Source organism: Ureibacillus chungkukjangi (genome assembly GCF_044795995.1).
GTDB classification, from domain to species: Bacteria; Bacillota; Bacilli; order Bacillales_A; family Planococcaceae; genus Ureibacillus; species Ureibacillus chungkukjangi.
The window spans coordinates 2,358,805-2,384,231 of sequence record NZ_CP085009.1 but is presented as its reverse complement, the minus strand read 5'-3'; the positions used below and the strand labels follow the sequence as shown (position 1 = coordinate 2,384,231).

The window sequence follows — 25,427 nt, the reverse complement described above, 5'->3', positions numbered from 1 at the left end:
TATTTTGAAAAATAGCTTTATTGGATTCCTTTTATCCTTTCAGTTTTTCTCTTCATTGCCCATTCGAAAGCAATTGCCTATGAATCAGAAAACTGTAAGTGCAATGTATGCAATGCTACCAGCTTTAGGGATTTTAATGGGTGGTACGATTAGTGTCCTTTATTTAGTAAATGAACAATATCTACAACTTACGAATTTATTATTTGCTATATTAGTTGTTATTGCCGGTATTGTTATGACCGGGGGCTTACACTTAGATGGATGGATTGATATGGGAGATGCTTATTTCTCATATCAGGACAAAGCGCGTCGTCTTGAAATTTTGGAGGATCCTCGAGTGGGTGCCTTTGGTGCTATTAGTTTAGTAGTGTTGGTGTTATTAAAAATAGGCTTTGTTTTTGAACTACTACATAATGATTCAGAAGGGATCATTATATTTTTCATAGCTGTTCCTCTATTAAGTCGATTAGGACTACTAGTCTACTTTGTTACTACGCATACGATTAAAGAAAAAGGGTTAGCTGCTTACTTTAAATCGCAGGTTAACCCGCAGAAGATATGGACTGCATTCACTATATATACGCTTTTATTTGCTATAATTACATATTTCTACATAGGTATAGTTAGTTACGTATTAGTTACATGCCTACTAGTGTTTGTTACTTTATATCGTAAGTGGACAATTAAGAATTTTGGCGGGATGACTGGAGATTTAGCAGGAGCACTTAACGAAGTGCTGGAGGTGTTCCTATGGGGAATAATTGTATTGTTCATTTAATAAGGCATGAACAAACGGCTGCCAATATAAAAAGAAAATACATTGGCTGGACAGATGAATCAATACTTTCAAAAGAAAATTACTTTGACGTTCCGATAAGAGCAAATGTGGTTTATGGGAGTGATTTAAAGAGGTGTAAAGAAACAGCAGAGCTTTACTTTCCAGCTGCGACTTATTCAGCGAATTCACAACTGCGAGAATTGAATTTTGGAGATTTTGAAATGAAAACCTATGAGGAGCTTCAAGATATTTCGCAGTATCGGCAATGGATTGAGGATCCACAAAATAATACTCCTCCTAATGGCGAAGCCTATCAAGTATTTGTAAAGAGAGTACTTTCTTGTTTTCATCAAATTATTTCAGAGAATAAGGAATATACATTTATCGTTCACGGTGGTGTTATAAGAGCAATACTAGCAAGCTTTGCTCCTGTTGAAGAAGAGTTTCGAAAAATAAAAGCTTCTCACAGAATGATTTATACACTTAAGTGGTGTGATTTTTCATATGTAAGGGAGGGGAAACGATGCAGGTTATTATTGGAGGAGCCAATAATGGCAAAAGAAAATTTGTAAAACAACAATTAATGCAGCACCCATCTGGGAAAATTCATTTCTTCGAGGGTGAATTGCCAAAAAAAGATTCGTTCTCAACAGAGGACATCTTAGTCATAGGGAACTTTAAAAATATAATTCTTCCAAAAGTTCATTTAGATGAAGTGGTGATAGCAGAGGAAATTTTTAATAGACTTATTGAGTTGAATAAACAAGCACGTGTTATTTGTATTTGTACGGATATTGGCAGAGGTGTTGTACCCATGGAAAAGGAAGAAAGAAAATTGCGTGATGCCTGTGGTCGATTATATCAAAATCTCATTAGTGAAAGTGAAGATGTAATTCGAATTTGGTATGGGCTACCGGAAGTATTAAAGGGTGAGGGATTGTAGATGAGCACTTCAAAATTAAGGTTAATGATATTGACAGCTTTAGTTGCTGCGATTTGTGTGATAGGTAGCTTTATAAAGGTACCGGGAATCCTGACAACGGCCGCCCTGGATTCAGCACCAGCATTTATAAGCGTTGCTTTTTTACCTCCACTTTTTTCAGGTATCGCTGGAGCATTAGGACATTTAGCGACTGCCTTAACGTCAGGCTTTCCATCAGGACCATTCCATATCTTAATTGCCTTTGAAATGCTGATTGTCACAGCTGTATTTAATATTTTACATAAAAAAGGCTATAAAATTTTGAAGTGGATTTTTCTAATACTTGGTAATGGTGTCCTCGCAGCCATACCTTTTTATTTTCTTATCTCGCCAGCGTTTTTTATAGCTGCAGTTCCGAGCTTACTAATTGCAACAATCATTAATGCGCTAATTACGGCTATTGTGCTTCCTATAATGGGAAAAGTATTTAGTGAGGGGAAAGTGTCGAATCTATGAGAAATGCCGTTAAAATAGATGCTAGTACGGTTATAACAGTAGATAATTCAGGCTGTATTGGTGAAAAGGCTTTAGATGCTGTACATGTACCAAATGAATTAACAGCATACTATTCTGCGCGAGTTGTTTTGTTAGAGCAATGGTGTGCGGGTGCGGAGCCAACTAATATCTTCTTATCGAACTTTACTGGGGAGGTTGCCTGGAAGGATTATATTAAGGGAATTGAAAAGGCATTTGACGAGATTGGTTTAGCTGTACCGCCAATTAACGGATCAACTGAATCAAATTTTAATTCATTGCAATCGGGTATAAGTTTAGTAGTGGTTGGAAAAGTGCAATATGAGATATCTAAAGAAAACCTTCAATGGTTTGTAATTGGGAAGCCATTAGTCGGTCAAGAGGTAATTGAAGAAACTCAACATGTTGCAAAGCTAAATGAACTTTATAATTTAGTAAAATTAAAAATCGTAAAACAAATTTGGCCAGTTGGCTCGAAAGGGATATTAGCAGAACTGGAAAGAATCCTACCAGGAGGTAAATTTGAATGCTCATTAGATTTGGAGAAAACAAGTGGTCCAGCAACCGCAGTTATTGTAGGTATACCACAGATGGATCTAGGGGAGTTTGAAAAGCAAATTTCGACTTGCTATGAGCCGGTCAGAGTATTTATATAGACTTTATATAGAAGACAAACAAAGCCCAGTAGCCATTGCTACTGGGCTTGAAATCGTTATGGATTATCTATTTTTTGTCCTGACCGATTGAGGACAGGTATTGATCTACATATAAAAAATACGCCTTGTCACAATATTTTTTTATCATTTGTGAAAAAGACCCCTCACGTATTTCAAGAACAGCTGCTTTTACAAACTGTGATTGATCCTCAAGAAACGTTTGAATTTGCTCCTTTGTACCATCCAATGCATTGAAATATCTTTGATACCTTGCTCGCTGGATGATGTCCTGTAATTGGTACTTTTCCAGCACATTTAAAATCCATTCGTTTAAGCCAGTCGCTAAATATAATGAGGATAGATAAAATAATTCTGGTGTGGAATCATTTCTTTCTTTTAAATTTTGGAAATGGCTATCTTCCTTAAAGGCATTATGAATCAAAATATTCGCAGTATAATACAGTGAAGACTCGTCTGTTTTAATAATTAGGTCGTCATCATCCGGCAATAATAAAAGCCAAATATTAAAGGCCATAATCCAGCTATCCATTTTACTTAGAGCACCATTTTTTACAAGGTGGGAATAGTTGTCCATTTTAGCTGCCCATTGTTTAAAAGTGTCAACATGATGCGGTTCAATGTATAAAATACTGTTTTCTATAGTAATCTTCTCATACATCAATAAACACCTCTTATATTAGGATATCAGATTATGTATACAAATACCGATTATTTTAAGTTTAAGGAAATTATCTAATAATAACAATTGGAAAGTAAAGAAAGTCGATAAAATAAGTAAAAGATACCAGGAAAAGTATATAGACTAGATATTTATACGTAAACAGGTATAAAAATACTCCTTCTAATTCGTAAATTAGAAGGAGTGAGTATTACGATTCACCTAGTTCTTTCATTGTCGGATTATTATAGATAGTTTTATCTAGGTCACCTGTAATTCTTGCTGTCGTTACACCAGCTGTCATAGAACCACTTACATTTAAAGCGGTACGTCCCATATCAATTAATGGTTCAACAGAGATTAAAACACCTGCAAGGGCAACTGGTAAATCAAGTGCAGATAATACAATGATGGCAGCGAATGTGGCACCACCACCTACGCCTGCAACTCCAAAGGAACTAATTGCAACGATTACGATGACAGTAGCGATAAATCTAATATCTAGTGGATTAATACCAACAGTTGGTGCAATCATAACTGCTAACATGGCTGGGTAAACACCAGCACATCCATTCTGACCAATTGAAAGACCAAAGGAACCAGCGAAGTTTGCGATTCCATCAGGAACACCTAGTCGCTCTTCCTGTGTTTTAAGGTTTAATGGAAGTGTACCCGCACTAGATCTAGATGTGAATGCGAATAGTAATGTTTCACTTGCCTTTTTAACATACATTAACGGACTTAATCCTGTCAGAGAGATAATGATTAAGTGAATTAGGAAAACAGCGATTAACGCTACATAAGAAGCGATGACGAATTTCCCTAAGTTATAAATTGCTGCAAAATCACTTGTTGCAACAGTACGAGCCATGATTGCTAAAATTCCGTAAGGTGTAAGTCTTAATACGATTGTTACAACACCCATTACTAAGGAATAAATAGCATCAATACCTTTGTTAATCATTTTTGCAGTGTCTTCATTTTTACGTACAATTCTCAAGTATGAGAAGCCTAAAAAGGCTGCAAAAATTACAACTGCAATTGTTGAAGTAGAACGGGCTCCAGTTAAATCTAAGAATGGATTTGCTGGGAACAGCTCAATAATTTGTTCTGGTAACGATTTTACTTCAGCCGTTTTTTCTTCTAAAGAAGCACCTCGTTCAATCTCTGCATCGCCTTGCACTAATTGAGTGGCATCAAGGTCAAAGATAGTAGCGGATAGGATTCCTACTCCTGCAGAAACTGCTGTAGTACCAACAAGAATGAGTAGAATAAGACCGGCAATTTTCCCTAGATTATTACCAAGCTTCATTTTTGTAAAGGCTGCAAGTATTGATATGAATACCAACGGCATCGCAATCATTTGAAGAAGCTTTACATAGCCTGACCCAATAATGTTATACCACGGGACAGTATTTGTTACTACATCCGAAGTAGCTCCAAAAATTAATTGAAGAGCTAAACCTAAAAGAATACCTAAGCCTAATCCTGCAAAAACACGGTTGGAAAACTTAACATGCTTTTTATTTAAGAAGCGTAAGAATGCCATTAGTGCGATTAATACGGCGACATTAATTATAGTTATTATTGTCATATAGTTTCACCTCGAAAAGTAGTATACCAGATTTATAAAATATATTGGAGTAAAATGTTTATTTTTTTGATAGGAATTGTATGTTTTAAAAGTTATTAAAGAAAAAGCTGCACTTTTCTCTCGACCTATTTTGCTCTAGTTATGTGTTTCTAATGCATTTAAGAAGAAAATCCATCTAGAAGGACTACAATTGTAAACATTTTCTTTAAATTTTGTTACAATACAAGTTATTCAAGGCTTGAAGCATTAGAAAGGAATTAAAAACATGAAATCACCTTATACGTTTAAGCATATCCCACCAACAAATATTAGCGGTGAACTTCAAGGAGCTATTTTTTTATTTCATGGCTTAGGAAGTAATGAAGAGGATTTACTGCAGTTGGTAGAGGAATTTAAAGGACAATGTCATATCTTTAGTTTAAGAGGACCAATCACACACGCACCTGGTTTTGCTTTTTATACCTTTGAAGAAGAAGGAAAACCTACAAGAGAAGTTTTTGACAAAGTAATTACCTTCAGCCAAAGCTTCATATTAGAAGCAATCGAGGAATTCAATATAGATATCAATAAAATCTTTTTAGTTGGATTTAATCAAGGGGCGGCAGTTGTAGAAACGCTTACTTTAACTCTCGGGAATCTGATTACAGCTACTGTTGCACTTAGTGGTTATTTACCGGAATTCGTTATGAATGAATACAAAAAAGCACCTGTAGATCGAACAAAAATCTTTATTTCCCATGGTGAATATGACTATGACTTCCCAATTCAGTGGGGAGAAGCTAGTAAAAATTATTTTGAAGAGCTGGAAGTACAAGTTACATTTAAAACATATCCAGACGGACATGGCGTTACTCCAGAAAATTTAAAGGATATGGTTGCTTTCATAGCTGAAAATCTAGTAGATAAAGTAAATTAGAAAAACGCCTATACAGAGGTTTCTGTGTAGGCGTTCTTATTTTTCACTTATCGAATCAAGCAAATTTTGTGCTTCTTCAAGTGGCATTGGTTTATGGAAGTAAAATCCTTGTCCAGATTTACAGCCGATTTTCTGTAGTATTGAATATTGCTCAGAGGTCTCTATACCTTCAGCTACAACATGCATTCTTAACTTGTCTGCGAGCTGTACAATCGTTTGCACAACTGCATGCATATCACTATTCTCGATATCGTTTATAAAGCTACGGTCTATTTTAATCTCAGAGAAAGGCAGCTGCTGTAAATAGCTTAAGCTTGAGAAGCCTACACCAAAATCATCAATCGAGCTTTCGTAGCCCAATTTTTTTAACTCCAATAGAATTTCCTTAGCCTTAACAAAGTCAAATAACTCCACACTTTCAGTTACTTCAATTTTAATATAATGCGGTGAAATATGATATTCCGCCACAAGAGAGAGGAAATCATTTATAAAGGATTCACTATAAAAATGGACAGGTGAAATATTGACAGCAATCGGTATCATCTTTAAGCCGTTAGTTTGCCGATGGTTTTGGAAAATTAAAACCTTGCGTAAAATTAAATTGTCTATCTCATTTATTTTGCCGCTTTTTTCGGCTATAGGAATAAATTCGGCAGGGGAGACATTGCCCAATACTGGTGAATTCCATCTAGCCAAAGCCTCAAAGCCTTCGATTTCATTTGTCAAAAGATTGATTTTAGGCTGCAGGTAAACTGTCAATTCCTTATTTTTAATGCCAAATTGTAATTGATTCAAGATATTGAGCTCTCTTTGAATCATTTCATCTGTTCCCATTTCAAAATAAGAAAATGGCGTATTCTGAAGACGAGACTTCGTTAATGCAGTATCTGCTCGGCGAATACTTTCATCGATTGTTAAAAACTCATTAAAGTGTGAGACACCTATTTTCAAGGTGATGAAAATTTCTCTTTCTGCAATTGTAAATGGAACGGCTGTTATTTGTAAGATTTGCTTTATGAATTGTGTCAAATGATCTTTATGCGATTGTTTTACACCAATCATAAAGGAAGAAGTAGAAAATCTGCCGTACACAAATTCTTCCTTTAAATCTTTTATGGAGAGGAAGCGATCAACCATTTGACCGATTAATTCATCCCCAAATTTTCTACCATATAAATCAACAATGCTAGAATATTCATTTGGTTGAATTAGAAGAAGCGAGCCAGTCACTTTTTCATCCATCCACGTAACTAAGCTCGTGTAGAAGCTATTGTAGTTTGGCATTCCTGTGCTCATATCAAAGAAGGCTAACTTTTTTAGCTCCTGTTTTTGTTTCACGTATTTCATTGAGAGAGCAACAATTGGAGAAAGCTTTTTTAAGAAATCTATATCTGCCTGTCTAAGCTGCATTTCTCCTTTTATGTATATTGAGAAATAGCCAAGTAATACTTTTTCGTTTGTGAATATCGGCTTTGACCAACAAGAATTTAAATTATACTTTTTAATAAGCTTGCTTGATTTGTTGTTTTTAATAGTTAAATCATTGATGTAAACAACGCTTTCGTTATATCCAGTTGTGGAGCCACCGATTTCAAGGTGATTCATCGCCTTTATCAAGGAAAGCGGAAGGGAGCCACTAGCAATCGCTTCTAAATTCTGCTCTTGATTTACAACATGGATGCCGCAGAAAATATCACGTATATAATATTTTTCTACTTTTTCTGTTATTAACTGCAAGATATTTTTAAAATCGCCATTTTCTTCTAAATCTATATATACCTCGTGCTCGAGCTTCGAAAGCATTTTACTTAACATTTGCTCGGTAATATCCTTGCAATGAACTAATGCGTATGAGGCTATGCCATCACGATCTTTTATGGGTTGGCAGGTTACATGATTCCAAAAGGCGCTACCATCCTTTTGATAATGTAAGATATTTTTTTCGAAGGGGCTTTTTTTCTTAATACTACAAAACAGCTCCCCAATATGATCCATACTCGTTTTTATACCAGTTAATGAGTTGAAATTTTTTCCAATCAATTCATCTTGTAAATAACCAGTTAACGCTGTAAATGCCTGATTAATATAGACAAAGGGAAAATCACTTTTTTCTAAGCTGATAATGCCGATACCAATATGAAATTGCTCACTAATATTACAAAGAAATGGGAATAACTCATCCTTTGTGAGGGGCATTTTCGTATTATACATGCTAGTTCCCCCGATACAATAAATTGTTTAAAAAAAGTATAACAAAATAAAGAACATTATAGCAGTGTTATTTTTGAATAGTTCTAAAAATTTCGTGTATTGAATAGCGGAAGGATTATTTTATTGCATTGAAAGGGTGATAAACGCTGTTTAAAGCACGATCATAGTTATTTACTGACCTTGAAAGGTATTCTAATTGAAAAGGGATTTATATGGTAATTTTATGTAATTTCTCTAATTTTTCATATTCTAACCTTTATTTACGTAAAATAGTTTCAAGTATTAATCGTTGAAAAATACCAACCAATTTAACTACCATACTGATTTTATTTCAAGCAGGAATATTTTATATGTAAGTTTGATCGCAAAATTTTAACTGAATATTTGCGAGAAGCTACTGTTGTCCAAAAAGAAACGAAGGGAAGTATGGATGAATATTGAGGATACTGTGTTAGAGAAATTAGGGGTCTATTTTGTATATCATGATATTTATAATCGTTATGGGATTCATTTTGAAACATTCGTAGATAGGTGGAAGCGGGGGATTTTAGAATTATAAAAGCAGGCAACAATGTCATTACATGTTGCCTGCTCTACTAGAAGTTTTTTGAAATCCAGAGATTTGCTTCTGTCCAGTTATTAATTCGTATGACATTTTTTGGAATCGATTTTCGATTATATGGCGTATCAAATAATAATACTGGAATATTCAATTCCTCTGCAAGTATTACTGCATTATCGTGTTTGTCCTCAAAGAAGACGTCTACTTTGTGCTTTTTTGCCACAGCTAGCTTATCGTGGCTTCCGATTAACTCAATATGATGGAAGGGGACTTTGTTATTCTTAAACCATTCCTGAGTGATTTCGAATACACTTGTATCACGGGCAGATATATAAATGAGTTCAAAGGTATGCTGCCATGCTTCTAAAATGGTCTGTGCATCCTGTGCGATGGCACTAACTGAATACATATAAGCTTCGTTTTCCTTAAACCATTTTGCAAACTCATTGCGGTCTACTGGATGGGGAAAAGCACTTAAAAAATCATATTCTATGACATCATTTAATACAATGTTGGTTTTGTAGCGTTCATTAATATGAGGGATCAGTGTGTCAGGTGTTGTCACTGTTCCATCTATATCAATCCCGAAACGCGGTTTTTGCTTGGACGTCATAAAATACCTCCTAGCTTCTATTGGACTTGTGCTTCGTTCTTTTCTCGTTCTGCAACCATTTCGGCAGCTAATTTATCAATTTCTTTTTTCAGTTCCTCTACCATTGTTGCCTCAGGTACTTTACGAACTGTTTTACCTTTCATAAATAGAAGGCCTTCTCCACGAGCACCAGCAATACCGATATCTGCTTCACGCGCTTCTCCAGGACCATTTACTGCACATCCAAGTACAGCAACCTTTAAAGGTACATTTAACTTTGAAATATATTCTTCTACTTCGTTTGCAATCGAAATAAGGTCAATCTCTATGCGGCCACATGTCGGGCAAGAGATTAGAGTAGCCATATTGGAAGCTAGACCAAAGGATTTAAGTAATTCACGAGCAACCTTAACTTCTTCAACTGGATCGGCAGATAAAGAAATACGTAAAGTGTTCCCGATACCTTTTGATAGAATTGCTCCAAGACCTGCAGCTGATTTAACTGTCCCTGCAAAAAGAGTTCCTGATTCAGTAATCCCTAAGTGTAATGGGTAGTCAAATGCTTGAGCTGCTTTTTCGTATGCTTCAATCGCAAGGTTTACATCAGAAGCCTTCATCGAAACGATAATATCGTGGAAATCTAAGTCTTCTAAGATTTTAATATGATGTAATGCAGATTCAACCATACCTTCTGCAGTAGGGTAGCCGTATTTTTCTAAAATATGACGTTCCAACGAACCAGCGTTTACTCCAATACGGATTGGGATACCTTTAGCTTTTGCTGCATTAACTACAGCTTCTACTTTTTCACGACGACCGATATTTCCTGGGTTGATACGTACTTTATCAATTCCATTTTCAATCGCCTTTAGAGCAAGCTTATAATCAAAATGAATATCCGCTACTAACGGTATATTAATACGTTTTTTAATATCAGCAATTGCATTAGCAGCACGCTCGTCTGGAACTGCTACACGTACAATCTGACAACCTGCTTCTTCTAAGCGTAGAATTTCTGCGACTGTCGCTTCTACGTCATGTGTTTTTGTTGTACACATACTTTGGATGAATAGTTCATTACTACCACCAATCGTTAAATTACCTACACGTACAGGACGTGTTTTTGAACGGTGAATAAGTTCACTCATGAAGATTCTCTCCTTTTAGAGGTACGTATCTTAATCTGCTCGCACCACACTTCTATTATTTTATCAGTGTAGTGAACGATGGACAAGGAAGAAACGTTACTTTTTAATTATCAGCAATTATTTTCTATTTTATCATAGATTGGTATTTTAATAAGCTCACCTGTTACCATAGCTTGTTTTTGTAAATGGGGATTCAATTTATAGAATTGTGCCATTTTTTCTGGATATGAAATTTCAACCTCAGATGGATAAGCGGCAAGCAAGCTCTGAACCGTATCACCAGCAGTAGTTACTACCGAAAGTGTTTTAATGGAAATTTGTTGCTCACAGGCTTCGACAACATTTTCTTTGTCGAATGCTGCAAGAGGCACAGTACCTTCAGTTAAATCTATTTTAATCACAGCTGCTATAATAAAAAATACAACCGTAAAAATAAGAAATCTCATAAAAAATCCCTCCTTTCTTCCACTATATGAAGAGAAGGAGGATTCATGACTATTTTTTTCTTGGTATTTTTGGATATTTAGTTGAAGCTAAGATTAATATAGAAATAGTAATTAGTATCCCTGGTAAATTAGAGAAGATGCTAGTTATATTTAGTATGGAAAAAAGTACAGTTAATAGTGTAGACCATGTGATTGCCAATGCGGCAGTACGCCACATATGTCTGTATTCTCCTCTACGGTGCATGAGCTTTAGTAGAACCACACCAACATAAGCATAGACACTAATTATTAGAAATAGAAGAATCGTTGAACTTAATGTTAATAGAACTAAAGCAAATGGATAAAGAAGCCATTGTATATCTTTCACATATTCTGTTAAACCTTGAATATTGAATGAAGTCTCTGTAACCCCTGTTAAAAATTGAATATAAGGGTAGATTGTTAAAATAGCGATTAATAGGAATACATATTGAATCGTCTTTCCAATCGTTAATAATCTATAGGCTGCCAATTTTTTAGGATGAATAAGACTATCTATAAAAATTTGTTTGTGTTTAACCATAATTTCTCCTCCAACAGAGAGTTTAACATGAATTTTATAGTTCTATAAAGCTAGAAGTTACAAATTTAATAGAATCAAATATATTTTCAACAATTGAAACCTTTTCGGTTTGGTCTTCGTAATTGAATTAATTAGGAATAGGAGTTGTTTTTTTGGACATAATTGCATGGGTACTAATAATTGCATGCTTCATCATTGCGTTTGTAGGTCTTGTTTATCCGATCATACCATCCGTAATTTTTATTGTATTGGGCTTTATCGTTTATGGATTATTTTATTCGTTTTCTGATTTGGGCTGGTTATTCTGGACGATCGAGATTTTATTTATCATCCTCTTGTTCGTCGCAGATTCGCTGGCAAACCTAATTGGCGTAAAAAAGTTTGGTGGTACAAAAGCGGGGATGTGGGGAAGTACAATTGGATTGCTTGTAGGGCCATTTATCATCCCGGTAGTTGGAATACTTGTAGGACCTTTTTTAGGTGCTGTGATAGGTGAACTTATAGTAACGAAAACAGATTACAAACAAGCATTGAAGGCTGGAGTTGGATCATTAGTAGGCTTTTTAACTTCTGTTGTAACAAAAGGTGCGATTCAAGTAGTAATGATTATTATCTTTATAATCGCTATATAATAATACGAGTTAAAGGTAAAAACATCCAAGCTTTCCGTCAAAAGACTGAAATGTAAATCTTGAGTGTTTATTTATTGAATCGCACAACTAATTTTGATAACCTAGAAAAGTAATCGAGATTACTTTTTAATTTGAGGGAGGAAATATCAAATGGCTTATGAATTACCACAATTAACTTATGCTTATGATGCACTAGAACCAAACATCGATGCGAAAACTATGGAAATCCACCATACTAAACATCACAACACATATGTAACAGGCTTAAACGCTGCAGTAGAAGGAACAGAATTTGCGGGTAAAGATGTATTAGAGCTTATCTCAAATATTGATGCTCTTCCAGCTGACAAACAAACACCAGTACGTAACCATGGTGGTGGACATGCTAACCATACATTATTCTGGGAAATCTTAGCTCCAGGTGGCGCAACTGCTCCAACTGGTGAATTAGCTTCAGCAATCGAAGCTAAGTTCGGTAGCTTCGAAAGCTTCAAAGAAGAATTCGCTAAAGCTGCAGCTACTCGTTTCGGTTCAGGTTGGGCTTGGTTAGTAGTAGATGGTGGCGAAATCGCTATCACTTCAACTCCAAACCAAGACTCTCCAGTAATGGAAGGTAAAACACCAATCCTTGGCTTAGACGTTTGGGAGCACGCTTACTACTTAAACTACCAAAACCGTCGTCCAGACTACATCTCTGCATTCTGGAATGTAGTAAACTGGGATGTTGTAGAAGCTAAATTCCAAGCTGCAAAATAAGCTGAAGCTTAGTTAATAACAAACTTAAAGAAAGGCGTTGTCTCACTAGATTTGTGAGGCAACGCTTTTTTGTATGTTCTTTTTTAAATGATAGAAGTGTCTTTTAGAAAATCAAGCAATCTATTAATAGAATAATAACTCCTATCATCGAATACATTAATCATGACATCATTATTTGTTTTTATTGGTTGATTTGTGATTTGCATAATGAATGGAGTGAATCAGTGGTAGCAATTGTGAGTTCTATTAGTATAGTATTACTTACTTTTGTTCTTGGCTCGGTATTTAGAAGGCAAACTAAAGAAGACCATCTTTCAAGCTGTTTATCGATGTTTGTTACAATGACGAAGAGTACTTTAATCGGTATATTGGTTGGGGTATGGATTTCTGATATAGTTTTTGCAACCGTAATCGCAATTCTTATCAGCTTTTTACTTGTAAGTATAATGACTCATCAGCTTTCACTAAAAATTGTTCTTGAGAGCCTTGGATCACTTTTCATGGGAGCTATGATGGGAGCAATGCTTAGTATTATGGCAACAGATAATCAGCTTCTGAGCATCGTATTCTTTACTATTTTATATTTACTTAGCAGCATAGTAGCAGCTGGACTTTGGAATAGACAAACCTATCCAAATTTCATAAAAGGAATTCCATCTAAAGTAAAAATTAGCTTTGCCGTAATTATTTTATTTTTGGGAGTAACTACTTATTTTGATTTTATGGCTGTTTCTACTAATGGAGAGGAAACAGAACAGCATCATCACCAACATTAATGGAAATGGCATGAAGTTTAAATAGCTTCATGCCATTTCCATTTATAGATAGCATAATTACTGAAGAAAAGGTTCAAATTATGCTATATGGAGGTGAAGAAATTGAGTAAAGATAAGAAGAATACACTTGATCGTGAAGAATATGGACATGGCTATGATTTAAGTCCTGATGATTTTGATGTCATCGGTCAGAATGATGAAGCGAAAAGACGACATCAAAATGAAAATAAAGATAAGCCAGATAATAAGCACAACCCATCTAGATTAAACCTATAAGATAGAAGTATTTGGTTTCGAAAACGAAATGTTTTTGAAGCCAAATACTTTTTTTTTTTTTAGCTTAATGTGCATTTCTAAAACTAAATTTCTCTCTATGTCGAATTATTTTCGACATAAGTTCTAAAATCTCTTCCATTTACTTAAATTGTAACGAGAACAAATAAAGGGGAGTGTACATGCTAATTGATGGAGTGTTCTCGGGTGGTGGAATCAAAGGTTTTGCTTATATTGGGGCAATGCAGGTGTTAGAAGAAAAGAATTACCGTTTTAAACGTGTGGCAGGAACGAGTGCTGGTGCCATAATGGCCTGTTTTATAGCAGCTGGATATACAGCCAAGGAAATTGAAAAAATATTAGATGAACTCCACTTAAAATCACTTCTTGATCCTCCAAAGCCAGCACGTACTCTTCCTTTCTTAAAATGGGTGAATTTATATTTTCGAATGGGGCTATATAAGGGAAAAGCATTAGAAAAATGGTTTTATAAAAAAATGGCAGCTAAAGGTATTATCACATTTAATGATTTGCCAAGAGGCTCTCTTAAGCTTATTGCTTCGGATTTAACAAATGGGCGAATGGTTGTTATACCTGATGATTTGGCATCTTATGGTATTGACTGGCGTACCTTTTCTGTCGCTAAAGCGCTTAGAATGAGCTGCGGTATTCCTTTTTTCTTTGAACCGATTAAATTGGAGGATCGTTCAGGGGAGTGCATATTTGTTGATGGAGGTATTCTTAGTAATTTTCCATTATGGATATTTGAAAATGGCAATAAACAGCGGCCAATTATTGGAATGAAGCTGAGTAATCCACGAGAGGATATGCCCCCACAAAAAATTAATAATGGTTTGAATTTATTTGAGGCGCTTTTTTCAACAATGAAAAATGCCCATGATGAAAGGTATATTTCTAGGAGACATGAACGAAATATTGTGTTCATTCCAGTAGAAAAATATAGTGCTACTCAATTTGATTTAGATGAAGAAACGAAGGATGCCTTAATTGAAATTGGACGAAAACGTACCGCAAAGTTTTTGGAAAAATGGAGACCAATATAAAAAGCTTATACTTAAGGTAGTTATCGATTAGAGGGTAACTGCCTTAATTTTTTGTTTTATAAATTTTATGAATAGATGTTGTCCTTGATAGGGCTATAATTGAGTTGTGATAAGAAAGTCGCAATTTGTGCGTAAAGACCAAAAATAATTAAAATTTGGTTCTATCTTGTCCAATTTTTCTTACACTGAAGTAAGAAGAAGAATTGAGGTGGAAAGCTTGTCAAAGAAATGGAGCATAGCTGCGCTTATATTGTACGTAGTCTACGCTATTGGAATGTATTTTTACATATTTCACGGGCCATCTGGAGGGGTACCAGCTACATTAAAGGGAACTGTAGCTGATCCACAAACCTTCATGACTGAACGTGAACTTTTGTTAAGTGATGATTTTTCAAAAATAAGAAATTATCTCTTTTTTATTATTACACCATTTGAATGGCTCGTTTATTTGCTGATAATGTTTATGGGACTTTCTCGTGTTTTTGAAAAATGGGCAAATTCAAGATGGAAACTAATTAAAAATGGTGCTTATTTATTCCTTCTCTATTTGTTTACAACAATTATCTTTTATCCAATTGATTTATATCGCTATAATTTAAGTAAGGAATATGGCATTAGTACACAGGAATTCTCCTCTTGGATGAAGGACTTTGTCATTGACTTTTGGGTTAATTTTGGGACAACATTACTGGTTGTATTAGTTCTCTATTGGTTAATACAAAAGAGTACAAAGAAATGGTGGTTCCATGCATGGTTACTGACGATTCCGTTTGCAATCTTTATGATGTATATCCAGCCTGTTGTCATCGATCCGTTATATAACGAATTTTATCCATTAAAGGATAAAGAGCTTGAAGCAAAAATTTTATCTCTTGCAGATCAAGCGGACATCCCTTCTGAGCATGTATTTGAAGTGAATATGTCTGAAAAGACGAATGCATTGAATGCATATGTTACCGGGATAGGCGAGAACTCTAGAATTGTTTTATGGGATACGACCTTAAATAGTTTAACTGATGAAGAAATCCTCTTTATAATGGCTCATGAAATGGGGCATTACGTAGAGAAGCATATTTATATTGGAATAGCCTCCTATCTAATTTCAATACTTGTTGGACTTTGGTTAATTGCTAAACTTATGCCGTGGATTATATCGAGGTTTGGATCAGTATTAAAAATAGACAAGGTTGGGGATATCCGTTCGCTTCCATTATTTTTCGTTTTAGTTTCATTTTTACTCTTTGTTTCAAGTCCTCTTTCGAATTATATCTCAAGATATCAGGAGACAAGGGCGGATGAATATGCAATGGAACTGACGGGAAGTGCAGAGGCGGCGGTAAGTACATTTCAAAACCTTGCAAAAGCAGGGTTGAGTGAAGTAAATCCATCATGGCTTGTGAAAATTTTTCGCTATACGCATCCACCGATGTTAGAGCGTATTAATACGATCGCTAGATATGCAGATACAAAAGAAGAGAAGCCAGAGCAAGAGAAAGACACTGACGATGAAACAGAAACTGAGAAAGAAAAACAAACAAAGCCTAAAACTGAATAATCCTTTGCAAAATAGCTGGCATTGTGCAAAACAGTGTTGGCTATTTTTTTAGCAGGGAAAGTTTACAAACAGAAGGAAATCATTCCGAGGACATTTATTGAATCCAAAATAGAGATTTTTGTAATAAAAGACCGATAATTATTGTCGGAATACTTAGTCTTATCTGACGCTTTTATGTTATATTAAGACTTAATAAAAAAGTTAAAAGTAAAGGGATAAGTTTGAAAAAATCTTTTGTCCCGTTAGGTTGCTTTTTATAAAAAGGAGTAAAAGAAATGACACAACAAACAGCACCATTTCGTTATGACCATGTAGGTAGCTTTTTACGACCTCAGTCGTTAAAGGAAGCACGTTCAAAATTCCAAAATAACGAAATTACATATGATCAACTAAAAGAAGTGGAAGATGCAGCGATTATTCGCTTAATAGAAAAACAAAAGGACATCGGTGTTTTATCGATTACTGATGGGGAATTCCGTCGTAGCTGGTGGCATTTTGATTTCTTGGGTGCCCTTGAAGGAATGGAGTATTACGAAAAAGAGCAGGGCTTAAATTTCCATAACTTAGAGACGCGTAAAGAAGGAATCCGAGTAGTTGGGAAAATCGATTTTGGAAATCATCCATTTATTAATCATTTTAAGTTTATTAAAGAGCATGCTGGCGATTCAACGGTCAAATTTACAATTCCAAGTCCTAATATGTTACATGCTCGTGCAGATTTAAACGCAGAAATCTATCCAGATTTAAAAGACTTGATCGAGGATACAATTAAAGCCTATCAAAAAGCAATTCAAGCATTTTATGATGCAGGCTGTCGTTACTTACAACTAGATGACACGTCTTGGGCAAGCTTATTTTCTGATGAAACTCGTGCGAAACTAGTAGCGGAAGGAAAAGACCCACAGCAATTTATGGATACTCTTCAATATGTTATCAATGAATCCATCAAGTATAAACCTAGCGACATGACTATTACTATGCATATTTGCCGTGGTAACTATAAATCAACCTTCCATTCAAGTGGCGGATATAATTTTGCTGCTGAGGTAATCTTTGGTGGGTTAAATGTGGATGGTTTATTTTTAGAGTTTGATGACGAGCGCTCTGGAAGCTTTGAACCATTACAATATGTAAACCGTCCAGATTTAAAGATTGTATTAGGCTTAGTCACATCAAAATTTGGTGAATTAGAGGATAAAGAAGAAATCAAGTCTCGCATTCAACAAGCAGCTAAATATGTTTCTTTAAATCAACTTTGCCTGAGTCCTCAATGTGGCTTCTCCTCAACAGAGGATGGAAATATACTAGAAGAAGAAAACCAATGGCAAAAGCTAACGCTTATTAAGGAAATATCTGAAGAAATTTGGGGATAAACTAATAAAACTTGTACCTGCATTATATTGTTGGTACAAGTTTTTTAATTGTTATTTTTTTATAGTATGTCTTTTTATTTGAAGTGCGAAAAATAATGAATTTATAAGGAACCATTTTCTATTTTTTTCGTCACAAATCTTGGACAATTGGACCTTCAATGCTTTTTAAACAAACGGTCAAATGATATACTAAAATGTATGGATTTAACCTTAAAAAGTTAATATTAAGAAAGGAGGAGTCAATTCAATTGCGAAAAAAAGTTAAAACTCAGCGTGCATCCAGTGTTAAAGCAAAATACAGAGCTAGTTTGTCCTTTCGTATGAACGTCCTTTTCTTTTCTATCTTCGTATTATTTTCCATGCTTATATTTAGACTGGGATATTTACAAATTGTAAAAGGTGAAGATTATGTAAGAGCTCTCGAAAGAACGGAAGAGGTCGCGGTGAATACAAGTGTTCCTCGAGGTAGAATATATGATCGTTACGGTAGAGTTTTAGTGGATAATGAGCCCGAAAATGCTATTACATATACGAAAATGCAAACAACTAAGATGACAGATATGCTTGAAATCGCAGAACAATTAGCGATGTTAATGGAACAACCGATTGATCGAGTGACATTACGCGATAAGCAAGATTTCTGGATTATGAAAAATAAAGATGCTGCATATGAAAAAGTAACGGAAGAAGAACAAAAAAAACTACAAGAAAATGAAGAGCTTGATGACAAAGCTGTTCAATTAGAAATCGACAAATTAGTTCGAGAACGTATTTCTGAGGAGGATTTAGCTCAGTTAACAGCCTTTGATTTAGAGGTGTTGGCGATTTATAGAGAAATGTCCTCAGGGTATAATTTATCGCCTCAAATTATTAAGAGTGAAAATGTGACAGACGAGGAATTTGCTCGTGTATCAGAAAGGTTATCTAACTTACCAGGAGTTAATACTACAACTGACTGGAAGCGAGTAAAGCTATCTTCTTTAGCTATTTTGGGAAGAACAACAATTCCAAGTAAAGGTATACCGAGGTCAATGCTAAATTATTATTTAGCAAGAGATTATTCAAGGAATGACCGTGTAGGTGAAAGTTATTTTGAAGCAAGCTATGAAGAGCTTCTACAAGGTCAAAAATCCGTTGTAAAAAACATTACAAATAAACAAGGTCAGGTAATTGATACAGTCACAACCTATGATGGAGAGCCAGGAAGTGATTTAGTAACAACAATCGATATTGAACTACAGGCAGAGGCTGAACGTATAGTAGAGCAAAAATTGTTGGAGTTAAAATCAATGAGTCAATCACATTTGCTTGATCGAGCATTCTTTGTGATGATGGATCCTAATACCGGAGAATTATTATCAGTAGTAGGGAAAAAGCTGGAAACAGATAAAGAGACAGGTAAACGATACGTTGTAGACTATTCCTATGGATCATTTACAACCGCTTATGAAGTGGGGTCAACTGTTAAAGCAGCAACCCTGTTAATGGGGTATTCAGAAGGGGCGATTGAGCCTGGTCAAGTTTTGATTGACCAACCAATTAAGCTTGCTGGTACAAATGTAAAAAGTTCTATCTTTAACCGAAATGGCCGTATTGCTATGAATGATCAAATGGCTTTAGAACGCTCTTCCAACTCATACATGTTCCAAACAGCTATTAGAATTGCAGGCTCAAACTATAGCTATAATATGCCCTTTAGAATTAAAGAAGGTACCCTGCAAACGATGCGGAATGGGTATGCACAATTTGGATTGGGCGTAAATACAGGTATTGATTTACCAAACGAATTTTCTGGTTTTGCAGGGGAATTAACCGATAATGGTAAAATTCTTAACCTTGCGATAGGGCAGTTTGATACGTATACACCATTACAGATGGTGCAATACATCTCAACTGTTGCAAATGGAGGGTATCGAATTCAACCTCGAATGCTAAAAGAAGTTCGTCAACCATCTGAGGATGGGGAAGTACTTGGTCCTGTTATAGAAGAAGTAACGCCCAAAATATTAAACCGCATTTCAAATCCAACTAATGAAGTTGACAACGTCAAGGAAGGTTTGAGAAGAGTTTATGCTGGAGCTAAAGGATCTGCGCGTTCATACTTCGGTGACGCACCATATACAGCTGCTGGGAAAACAGGTACAGCAGAGGTAGTTTATTATGGTCCTCTACGTGAGAATTGGGCAACGGAAACAATCAATATAGCGCATGTTGGCTTTGCTCCTTATGAAAATCCGGAAATTGCTTATGCGGTAATCTTCCCTTGGGCAACAACAAATTATAATATTTCTTTACCTCATGCGAGTCAAACTGCGAGAGAAATCGTAGATGTTTATTTTGATCTGAAAAAGAAATATGCAGAAGAAGGACGTACATCAAGCTCTGTAAAACAAGAGATTTTACCAGCTACAACTGGTGAAAAAATCGATGAAGATACAGAAGAAGAAACAGTAACTGAATAAGAAACGATACAAATCCCTTAGAAGTTAAACTTTCTAAGGGGTTTTTTTGTATAAAAGCACCTGCAAAAGAGTAACTCAGTACAATTTAATAGTTTTTAAACTATTAAATTTACAATTTTCGATACCGATTTACAATTTCTTTACAATGCATTTATATGGCATCAACAAAATAGATATATAGTTTTACTTGTAAGACAAACTTACTATGAATTTGATGGAGGAAATAAGAGATGAAAAAGTGGAAGTACTTAACAATGACAGCGGCACTAGGCGCAAGCTTAATGTTAGGAGCATGTGGTTCAGATGAAGCAGAAACAGATACACAAGACGATGCTTCAACTGGAAGTGAGACATCTGATACAACTGAATCAGGAACTGCTCAATTAACAGGAACAGTAGTAGGTGACGGTTCGTCAACTGTTGCACCAATCACAGAGGGTCTTGTTGAAGAATATGCAGGCGTACAACCTGATGTAAAAGTGTCTGCAGGTGTGTCGGGTACTGGTGGTGGTTTTGAGAAATTTATCGCTGGAGAAACTGACTTCTCTAACGCATCCCGTCCAATTAAAGAAGAAGAAGCAGCTGAATTAGAAAAAGCTGGTATTGACTATACAGAATTCTTACTTGCTTTTGATGGATTAACAGTTGTTATTAATCCAGAAAACGATTGGGCTACTGAATTAACAGTAGATCAATTAAAACAACTTTGGATTGAAGATGGAACAACTAAAAAATGGTCTGATATTGATCCTTCTTGGCCAGCAGAAGAAGTAGTATTCTACTCACCAGGTACTGACTCAGGTACTTATGACTATTTCGATGAAGTAATCTTAGATGGTTCTGACTTAGTAAAAGCAGCTACTTTATCTGAAGATGACAACGTTTTAGTACAAGGTGTTGCTGGTGACAAAAACGCAATCGGCTTCTTCGGTTATGCTTACTACTTAGAAAACCAAGATAAATTAGTTTCAGCATCAATTGATGGTGTATCTCCAACTAATGAAACAATTGAATCTGGCGAATATTCACCATTATCTCGTCCATTATTCGTTTATGCGAAAAACAGCGCTTTACAAGAAAATGAAGCATTCTATGACTTCATGAAATTCTCTCTAGAAAATGCAGCTGAAATGGCTGAAGCTGTTGGTTATGTAAAATTACCAGATGAAAAGTATGAAGAAGGTTTATCAGCATTAGAAGGCTTAAAATAATTAGCATTACAAAATAAATAAATGTGTGGGAGCCACGCCACTATGCAGGGCATCTCACACATTTTCTCACGTATTTTGAAGGGAGTTTTACAATGGCTTCTCATGGCTTAGGGAAAGAGCAATCGATTCAAGAGATGATTGCAAAATCCCGTAACAAAAAAGGGAAAAAGTTTATAGAAAAATTAATGCCCATTATTTTAGTTATTACTGCACTTATTTCTGTACTTACGACAATTGGTATCGTCTTTACATTAATTTTTGAAACGTTTGAATTTTTTCAGAGGGTATCAATTACTGATTACTTATTCGGTAAAGAGTGGTTACCTTTCTCAGGAAGTGAACCATTATACGGTATATTACCTTTAGTACTTGGTACATTAAAGGTTTCTGTGATTGCAGCAATGGTTGCTGTTCCATTAGGGATTGCTGCTGCGATTTACTTAAGTGAATATGCTTCAGATAAAACACGTCGAACAATTAAACCAATCCTGGAAGTATTAGCTGGTGTGCCGACGATTGTTTATGGTTTCTTTGCTTTATCATTTGTTACACCATTACTTCAACAATTGATACCGTCGCTGAAAATATTCAATGCGCTAAGCCCAGGTATTGTTGTTGGTATTATGATTTTGCCAATGATTGCTTCATTATCTGAGGATGCTATGAGCTCTGTGCCAAACTCCATTAGAGAAGGTGCGTTAGCCTTAGGTGCTACTAAGCTTGAGGTTGCTATAAAGGTTGTATTACCAGCGGCATTATCTGGAATTATTGCCTCAGTTGTACTAGCAGTTTCACGTGCTATTGGAGAAACGATGATCGTCTCACTTGCTGGTGGAGCAACACCAACATTCGATCTTGATGTAACTGGTTCTATCCAAACGATGACTGCCTATATTGTTCAGGTATCTTCTGGTGATGCAGGCTATGGGACTACAATTTATTACTCAATTTATGCTGTTGGCTTCACATTATTTGTATTTACTTTAATCATGAATTTACTCGCACAATACATTTCTAAACGCTTCAGGGAGGAGTATTAACATGAAATATATCGATGATACTGTTGTAATGAAGCGTATGAAATCGCGTTTAAAATATAATGTTGTTTGGAAAACTATATTCTTGCTTGCTACATTACTTGCTTTACTTACTTTAGTTATTTTACTTGTTCGTATCGTTTCACAAGGGTCTGGATATCTAAATTTAGATTTCTTCAATAATTTCGGCTCTCGTTTTGCAGAGAAGGCGGGGATAAAGGCGGCCTTAATTGGTTCGGTTTATTTGATGCTAATCATTGCACCGGTTTCTATGATTTTAGGTGTAGGAACTGCACTTTACCTAGAGGAATATGCGAAGAAAAATAAATTTACTGCGTTTATTCAAATGAATATTTCTAACTTAGCAGGAGTTCCATCTATTGTTTTTGGATTACTAGGCTTAACAATCTTTGTGCGTATGTTAATGCTAGGGAAAAGCTTACTTGCTGCAGGGTTTACAATGAGTTTATTAATATTGCCAGTCATTATCGTTGCTTCACAGGAAGCAATTCGTGCAGTACCAAAAGAGCAACGTGAAGCTTCATATGGTATGGGTGCTACGAAATGGCAAACAATAACTCGTGTAGTATTGCCAGCTGCTGTACCAGGTATTTTAACTGGAAGCATTTTAGCCTTATCTCGTGCTGTTGGTGAAACAGCTCCATTGGTTGTTTTAGGTATTCCTGTAATTTTACAATTCTTACCTGATGGCTTGTTAAGTCAATTTACTACCTTGCCATTGCAAATTTATGACTGGGCAAAACGTCCACAGGAAGCCTTCCAGTTTGTTGCTTCCGCGGGTATTATTGTTCTGATGATTCTCCTTGTGATTATGAACTCTATTGCGATCTTTATTCGTAATAAGTTCCAAAAACGATATTAAGGAAGTGTAAAAAGTGGTAGAGCTAAAAAATGTTAATAATAAAACTAATAATAAAGAAACAGTTAAAATAAAAACTCCGTCACAATTAGTCGTTGAGTCAACTAAAATTGTAGAAAAAAATTCTGTGTTTAATACTAAAAACTTTAATCTTTGGTATGGTGATCACCATGCTTTAAAGGATATTAACTTAGATATCAAAGAAAATGATGTAACAGCTATTATCGGACCATCTGGTTGCGGTAAATCCACATATATTAAAGCGTTAAATCGTATGGTAGAACTAGTACCAATCGTTAAAACAGCAGGTGAAATCAACTATCGTGGACGAAATATTTTAGATTCATCTTATGAAGTAGAAGAACTTCGTACACGTGTAGGTATGGTATTCCAAAAGCCGAATCCATTCCCAAAATCTATCTATGATAATATTGCTTATGGACCACGAATTCATGGCATCAAAAACAAAAAAATTCTTGATGAAATTGTAGAGAAATCTTTACGTGGTGCGGCAATTTGGGATGAGGTTAAGGACCGTTTAAATCAAAATGCATTTGGTTTATCAGGTGGACAGCAGCAACGAATTTGTATCGCGCGTTGTTTGGCAATTGAGCCAGATGTAATTTTAATGGATGAACCGACATCAGCTCTTGACCCAATTTCTACATTAAAAGTAGAAGAGCTTGTACAGGAATTAAAGGACAACTATTCAATTATTATTGTAACGCACAATATGCAGCAGGCAGCACGTATTTCGGATAAAACTGCGTTCTTCCTAAATGGAGAGGTTGTGGAATTTGATCAAACAGATAAAATTTTCTCAACTCCAAAGGATCAACGTACAGAAGATTATATTTCAGGTCGTTTCGGATAAAAGAAAGGATGGGTTTGTTCATGGCAGCTAGAGAGCGTTTTGATCATGAAATTCAGGCCATTCAATTAGAATTATTAAAGCTAAGTAATCTTAGTATTCAGGCTTTAGAAATTTCATTCAATGCATTTATCGAAAAAGATCTTGAAAAAGCACAGGAAATTATCGAACAAGATTCTATTATTAATCGTTTAGAGGAAACCATCAATGACCGAGTAATTCTTGTAATGACGCGTCAACAGCCAGTAGCAAAGGATTTACGTCGTTTAGTTGTATTACTCAAGGCGGCGGCAGATATGGAGCGAGTAGGTGACTATGCCGTAAATATCGCGAAGGAAACCTTGCGTATCGGCAAAGAACGTTTTATAACTTCCGTAGAACTACTTGAAGATATGTGTTATAAAACTACAGATATGCTACATCAAGTAGTCGACGCATTTGTGGAAGAGAATATGAGTAAGGCGAAAGAAATTGCAGAATATGACGACCAAATTGATGAAATGTACGGCAATATCATCACTCAGCTAATGCGTCTAAGCTCTGTTGCACCTGAAAACATCTCTCAAATTACTAATTTATCTTTTATTTGTCGCTATATAGAACGCTGTGCAGATCATGCAACAAATATCGCTGAATACTTACTTTACTTAAAAAAAGGTCAAAGATACGATTTAAACCAAAATAAGAACGGGACTTCATGAAAGCTGTGAAGTCTCTTTTTTTCTTGTCAGTAGGTTGTTGCTAATAAATTCTTAAAATTATTTGAATTGATTAACAATTTGTATTAAAATATTTGTAAGTAAATAATTAAAGCAATGATGAAAAAAAGTAGTATTATGAAGTGGCCTAGAGAGCTAGCGGTTGGTGGAAGCTAGAGCATGACATAGTACGAATGGGCTTTCTAGCTTCTAGTATTGAACCAATAGTAGGTACTAGC

Annotated in this window: 26 protein-coding genes and 1 other annotated feature (1 of these 27 running past the window's edge); of the genes, 19 read left to right on the top strand and 7 right to left on the bottom strand. The window is 35.4% G+C overall.

The genetic code is table 11. The features are described from left to right. The first annotated feature begins 4 nt into the window (after positions 1-4). The 5 genes from cobS to LG296_RS11820 are packed head-to-tail and all read left to right on the top strand — an operon-like array spanning position 5 to position 2,890. The gene (cobS, locus tag LG296_RS11840; RefSeq protein WP_107935435.1) at positions 5-778 is read left to right on the top strand and encodes an adenosylcobinamide-GDP ribazoletransferase; all 774 of its coding nucleotides are present in this window, start codon (positions 5-7) and stop codon (positions 776-778) included. Next, a complete protein-coding gene (locus LG296_RS11835) occupies positions 751-1,350 on the top strand; it encodes a histidine phosphatase family protein (RefSeq protein ID WP_107935436.1) in 600 nt (199 codons plus the stop codon). Before cobS ends, LG296_RS11835 begins: the two co-directional genes overlap by 28 nt. Beyond that, positions 1,302-1,721 (top strand): bifunctional adenosylcobinamide kinase/adenosylcobinamide-phosphate guanylyltransferase, encoded by a 420-nt coding sequence (locus tag LG296_RS11830; RefSeq protein ID WP_107935437.1) that lies wholly within the window; start codon positions 1,302-1,304, stop codon positions 1,719-1,721. The genes LG296_RS11835 and LG296_RS11830 overlap by 49 nt, the downstream gene beginning before the upstream one ends. Beyond that, entirely contained in the window at positions 1,722-2,216 is a 495-nt protein-coding gene (locus tag LG296_RS11825) for an ECF transporter S component (RefSeq protein WP_107935438.1), read from the top strand. After that, positions 2,213-2,890 (top strand): hypothetical protein, encoded by a 678-nt coding sequence (locus LG296_RS11820; protein ID WP_107935439.1) that lies wholly within the window; start codon positions 2,213-2,215, stop codon positions 2,888-2,890. The genes LG296_RS11825 and LG296_RS11820 overlap by 4 nt, the downstream gene beginning before the upstream one ends. 67 nt (positions 2,891-2,957) lie before the next feature. Here LG296_RS11820 and LG296_RS11815 read toward each other — a convergent pair whose 3' ends face one another. Further along, positions 2,958-3,569, bottom strand: coding sequence for a hypothetical protein (locus LG296_RS11815; RefSeq protein WP_107935440.1), 612 nt, complete (start codon positions 3,567-3,569; stop codon positions 2,958-2,960). A gap of 211 nt (positions 3,570-3,780) precedes the next feature. Further along, entirely contained in the window at positions 3,781-5,163 is a 1,383-nt protein-coding gene (locus LG296_RS11810) for an L-cystine transporter (RefSeq protein WP_107935441.1), read from the bottom strand. Positions 5,164-5,428: 265 nt separating this feature from the next. On the opposite strand from LG296_RS11810, the gene LG296_RS11805 reads away from it, so the two are divergent. Continuing rightward, the gene (locus tag LG296_RS11805) at positions 5,429-6,079 is read left to right on the top strand and encodes an alpha/beta hydrolase (protein WP_107935442.1); all 651 of its coding nucleotides are present in this window, start codon (positions 5,429-5,431) and stop codon (positions 6,077-6,079) included. Between the two features lie 36 nt (positions 6,080-6,115). On the opposite strand, the gene LG296_RS11800 is transcribed toward LG296_RS11805, so the two are convergent. From LG296_RS11800 to LG296_RS11780, 5 genes are all read right to left on the bottom strand, one after another. Continuing rightward, complete coding sequence (locus LG296_RS11800; RefSeq protein ID WP_107935443.1) at positions 6,116-8,290, bottom strand: GGDEF domain-containing phosphodiesterase; 2,175 nt, start codon at positions 8,288-8,290, stop codon at positions 6,116-6,118. A gap of 596 nt (positions 8,291-8,886) precedes the next feature. Then, on the bottom strand, positions 8,887-9,465 hold the full coding sequence (locus LG296_RS11795; RefSeq protein WP_107935444.1) for a hypothetical protein: 579 nt from the start codon (positions 9,463-9,465) through the stop codon (positions 8,887-8,889). 17 nt (positions 9,466-9,482) lie between these two features. Beyond that, the gene (gene ispG / locus LG296_RS11790; RefSeq protein ID WP_107935445.1) at positions 9,483-10,592 is read right to left on the bottom strand and encodes a flavodoxin-dependent (E)-4-hydroxy-3-methylbut-2-enyl-diphosphate synthase; all 1,110 of its coding nucleotides are present in this window, start codon (positions 10,590-10,592) and stop codon (positions 9,483-9,485) included. Positions 10,593-10,702: 110 nt separating this feature from the next. Further along, on the bottom strand, positions 10,703-11,038 hold the full coding sequence (locus LG296_RS11785; protein WP_107935446.1) for a hypothetical protein: 336 nt from the start codon (positions 11,036-11,038) through the stop codon (positions 10,703-10,705). Between the two features lie 49 nt (positions 11,039-11,087). Next, a complete protein-coding gene (locus tag LG296_RS11780) occupies positions 11,088-11,600 on the bottom strand; it encodes a DUF1189 family protein (protein ID WP_107935447.1) in 513 nt (170 codons plus the stop codon). 152 nt (positions 11,601-11,752) lie between these two features. On the opposite strand from LG296_RS11780, the gene LG296_RS11775 reads away from it, so the two are divergent. The 13 genes from LG296_RS11775 to phoU all read left to right on the top strand — a co-directional run bounded on the left by LG296_RS11775 (position 11,753) and on the right by phoU (position 25,191). Next, complete coding sequence (locus LG296_RS11775; RefSeq protein WP_107935448.1) at positions 11,753-12,232, top strand: DUF456 domain-containing protein; 480 nt, start codon at positions 11,753-11,755, stop codon at positions 12,230-12,232. A gap of 150 nt (positions 12,233-12,382) precedes the next feature. Further along, complete coding sequence (locus LG296_RS11770) at positions 12,383-12,988, top strand: superoxide dismutase (RefSeq protein ID WP_107935449.1); 606 nt, start codon at positions 12,383-12,385, stop codon at positions 12,986-12,988. A 224-nt stretch (positions 12,989-13,212) separates the two neighbouring features. Next, positions 13,213-13,764, top strand: a complete 552-nt coding sequence (locus LG296_RS11765) for a hypothetical protein (RefSeq protein WP_107935450.1) — start codon at positions 13,213-13,215, stop codon at positions 13,762-13,764. A gap of 87 nt (positions 13,765-13,851) precedes the next feature. Continuing rightward, on the top strand, positions 13,852-14,040 hold the full coding sequence (locus LG296_RS11760; RefSeq protein WP_107935451.1) for a hypothetical protein: 189 nt from the start codon (positions 13,852-13,854) through the stop codon (positions 14,038-14,040). Positions 14,041-14,219: 179 nt separating this feature from the next. After that, on the top strand, positions 14,220-15,101 hold the full coding sequence (locus LG296_RS11755; RefSeq protein WP_251401788.1) for a patatin-like phospholipase family protein: 882 nt from the start codon (positions 14,220-14,222) through the stop codon (positions 15,099-15,101). 217 nt (positions 15,102-15,318) lie between these two features. Next, on the top strand, positions 15,319-16,656 hold the full coding sequence (locus LG296_RS11750) for a M48 family metallopeptidase (protein WP_404426994.1): 1,338 nt from the start codon (positions 15,319-15,321) through the stop codon (positions 16,654-16,656). Between the two features lie 275 nt (positions 16,657-16,931). Further along, complete coding sequence (locus LG296_RS11745) at positions 16,932-18,029, top strand: 5-methyltetrahydropteroyltriglutamate--homocysteine S-methyltransferase (protein ID WP_251401781.1); 1,098 nt, start codon at positions 16,932-16,934, stop codon at positions 18,027-18,029. 248 nt (positions 18,030-18,277) lie between these two features. Further along, on the top strand, positions 18,278-20,491 hold the full coding sequence (locus LG296_RS11740; protein WP_404426993.1) for a peptidoglycan D,D-transpeptidase FtsI family protein: 2,214 nt from the start codon (positions 18,278-18,280) through the stop codon (positions 20,489-20,491). Between the two features lie 230 nt (positions 20,492-20,721). Next, positions 20,722-21,702, top strand: a complete 981-nt coding sequence (locus LG296_RS11735; RefSeq protein WP_251401779.1) for a PstS family phosphate ABC transporter substrate-binding protein — start codon at positions 20,722-20,724, stop codon at positions 21,700-21,702. Positions 21,703-21,794: 92 nt separating this feature from the next. Continuing rightward, entirely contained in the window at positions 21,795-22,742 is a 948-nt protein-coding gene (gene pstC / locus LG296_RS11730; protein WP_107935458.1) for a phosphate ABC transporter permease subunit PstC, read from the top strand. A 1-nt stretch (position 22,743) separates the two neighbouring features. Continuing rightward, complete coding sequence (pstA, locus tag LG296_RS11725) at positions 22,744-23,622, top strand: phosphate ABC transporter permease PstA (protein ID WP_251401777.1); 879 nt, start codon at positions 22,744-22,746, stop codon at positions 23,620-23,622. Positions 23,623-23,728: 106 nt separating this feature from the next. Continuing rightward, positions 23,729-24,493 carry a phosphate ABC transporter ATP-binding protein PstB gene (pstB, locus tag LG296_RS11720; RefSeq protein ID WP_404427987.1) on the top strand — a complete coding sequence of 255 codons (765 nt, stop codon included), beginning with the start codon at positions 23,729-23,731 and terminating at the stop codon, positions 24,491-24,493. A 20-nt stretch (positions 24,494-24,513) separates the two neighbouring features. Then, on the top strand, positions 24,514-25,191 hold the full coding sequence (gene phoU / locus LG296_RS11715; RefSeq protein ID WP_404426992.1) for a phosphate signaling complex protein PhoU: 678 nt from the start codon (positions 24,514-24,516) through the stop codon (positions 25,189-25,191). A gap of 105 nt (positions 25,192-25,296) precedes the next feature. Beyond that, positions 25,297-25,427 (top strand) — a binding site (T-box leader); it runs 90 nt beyond the window's last position.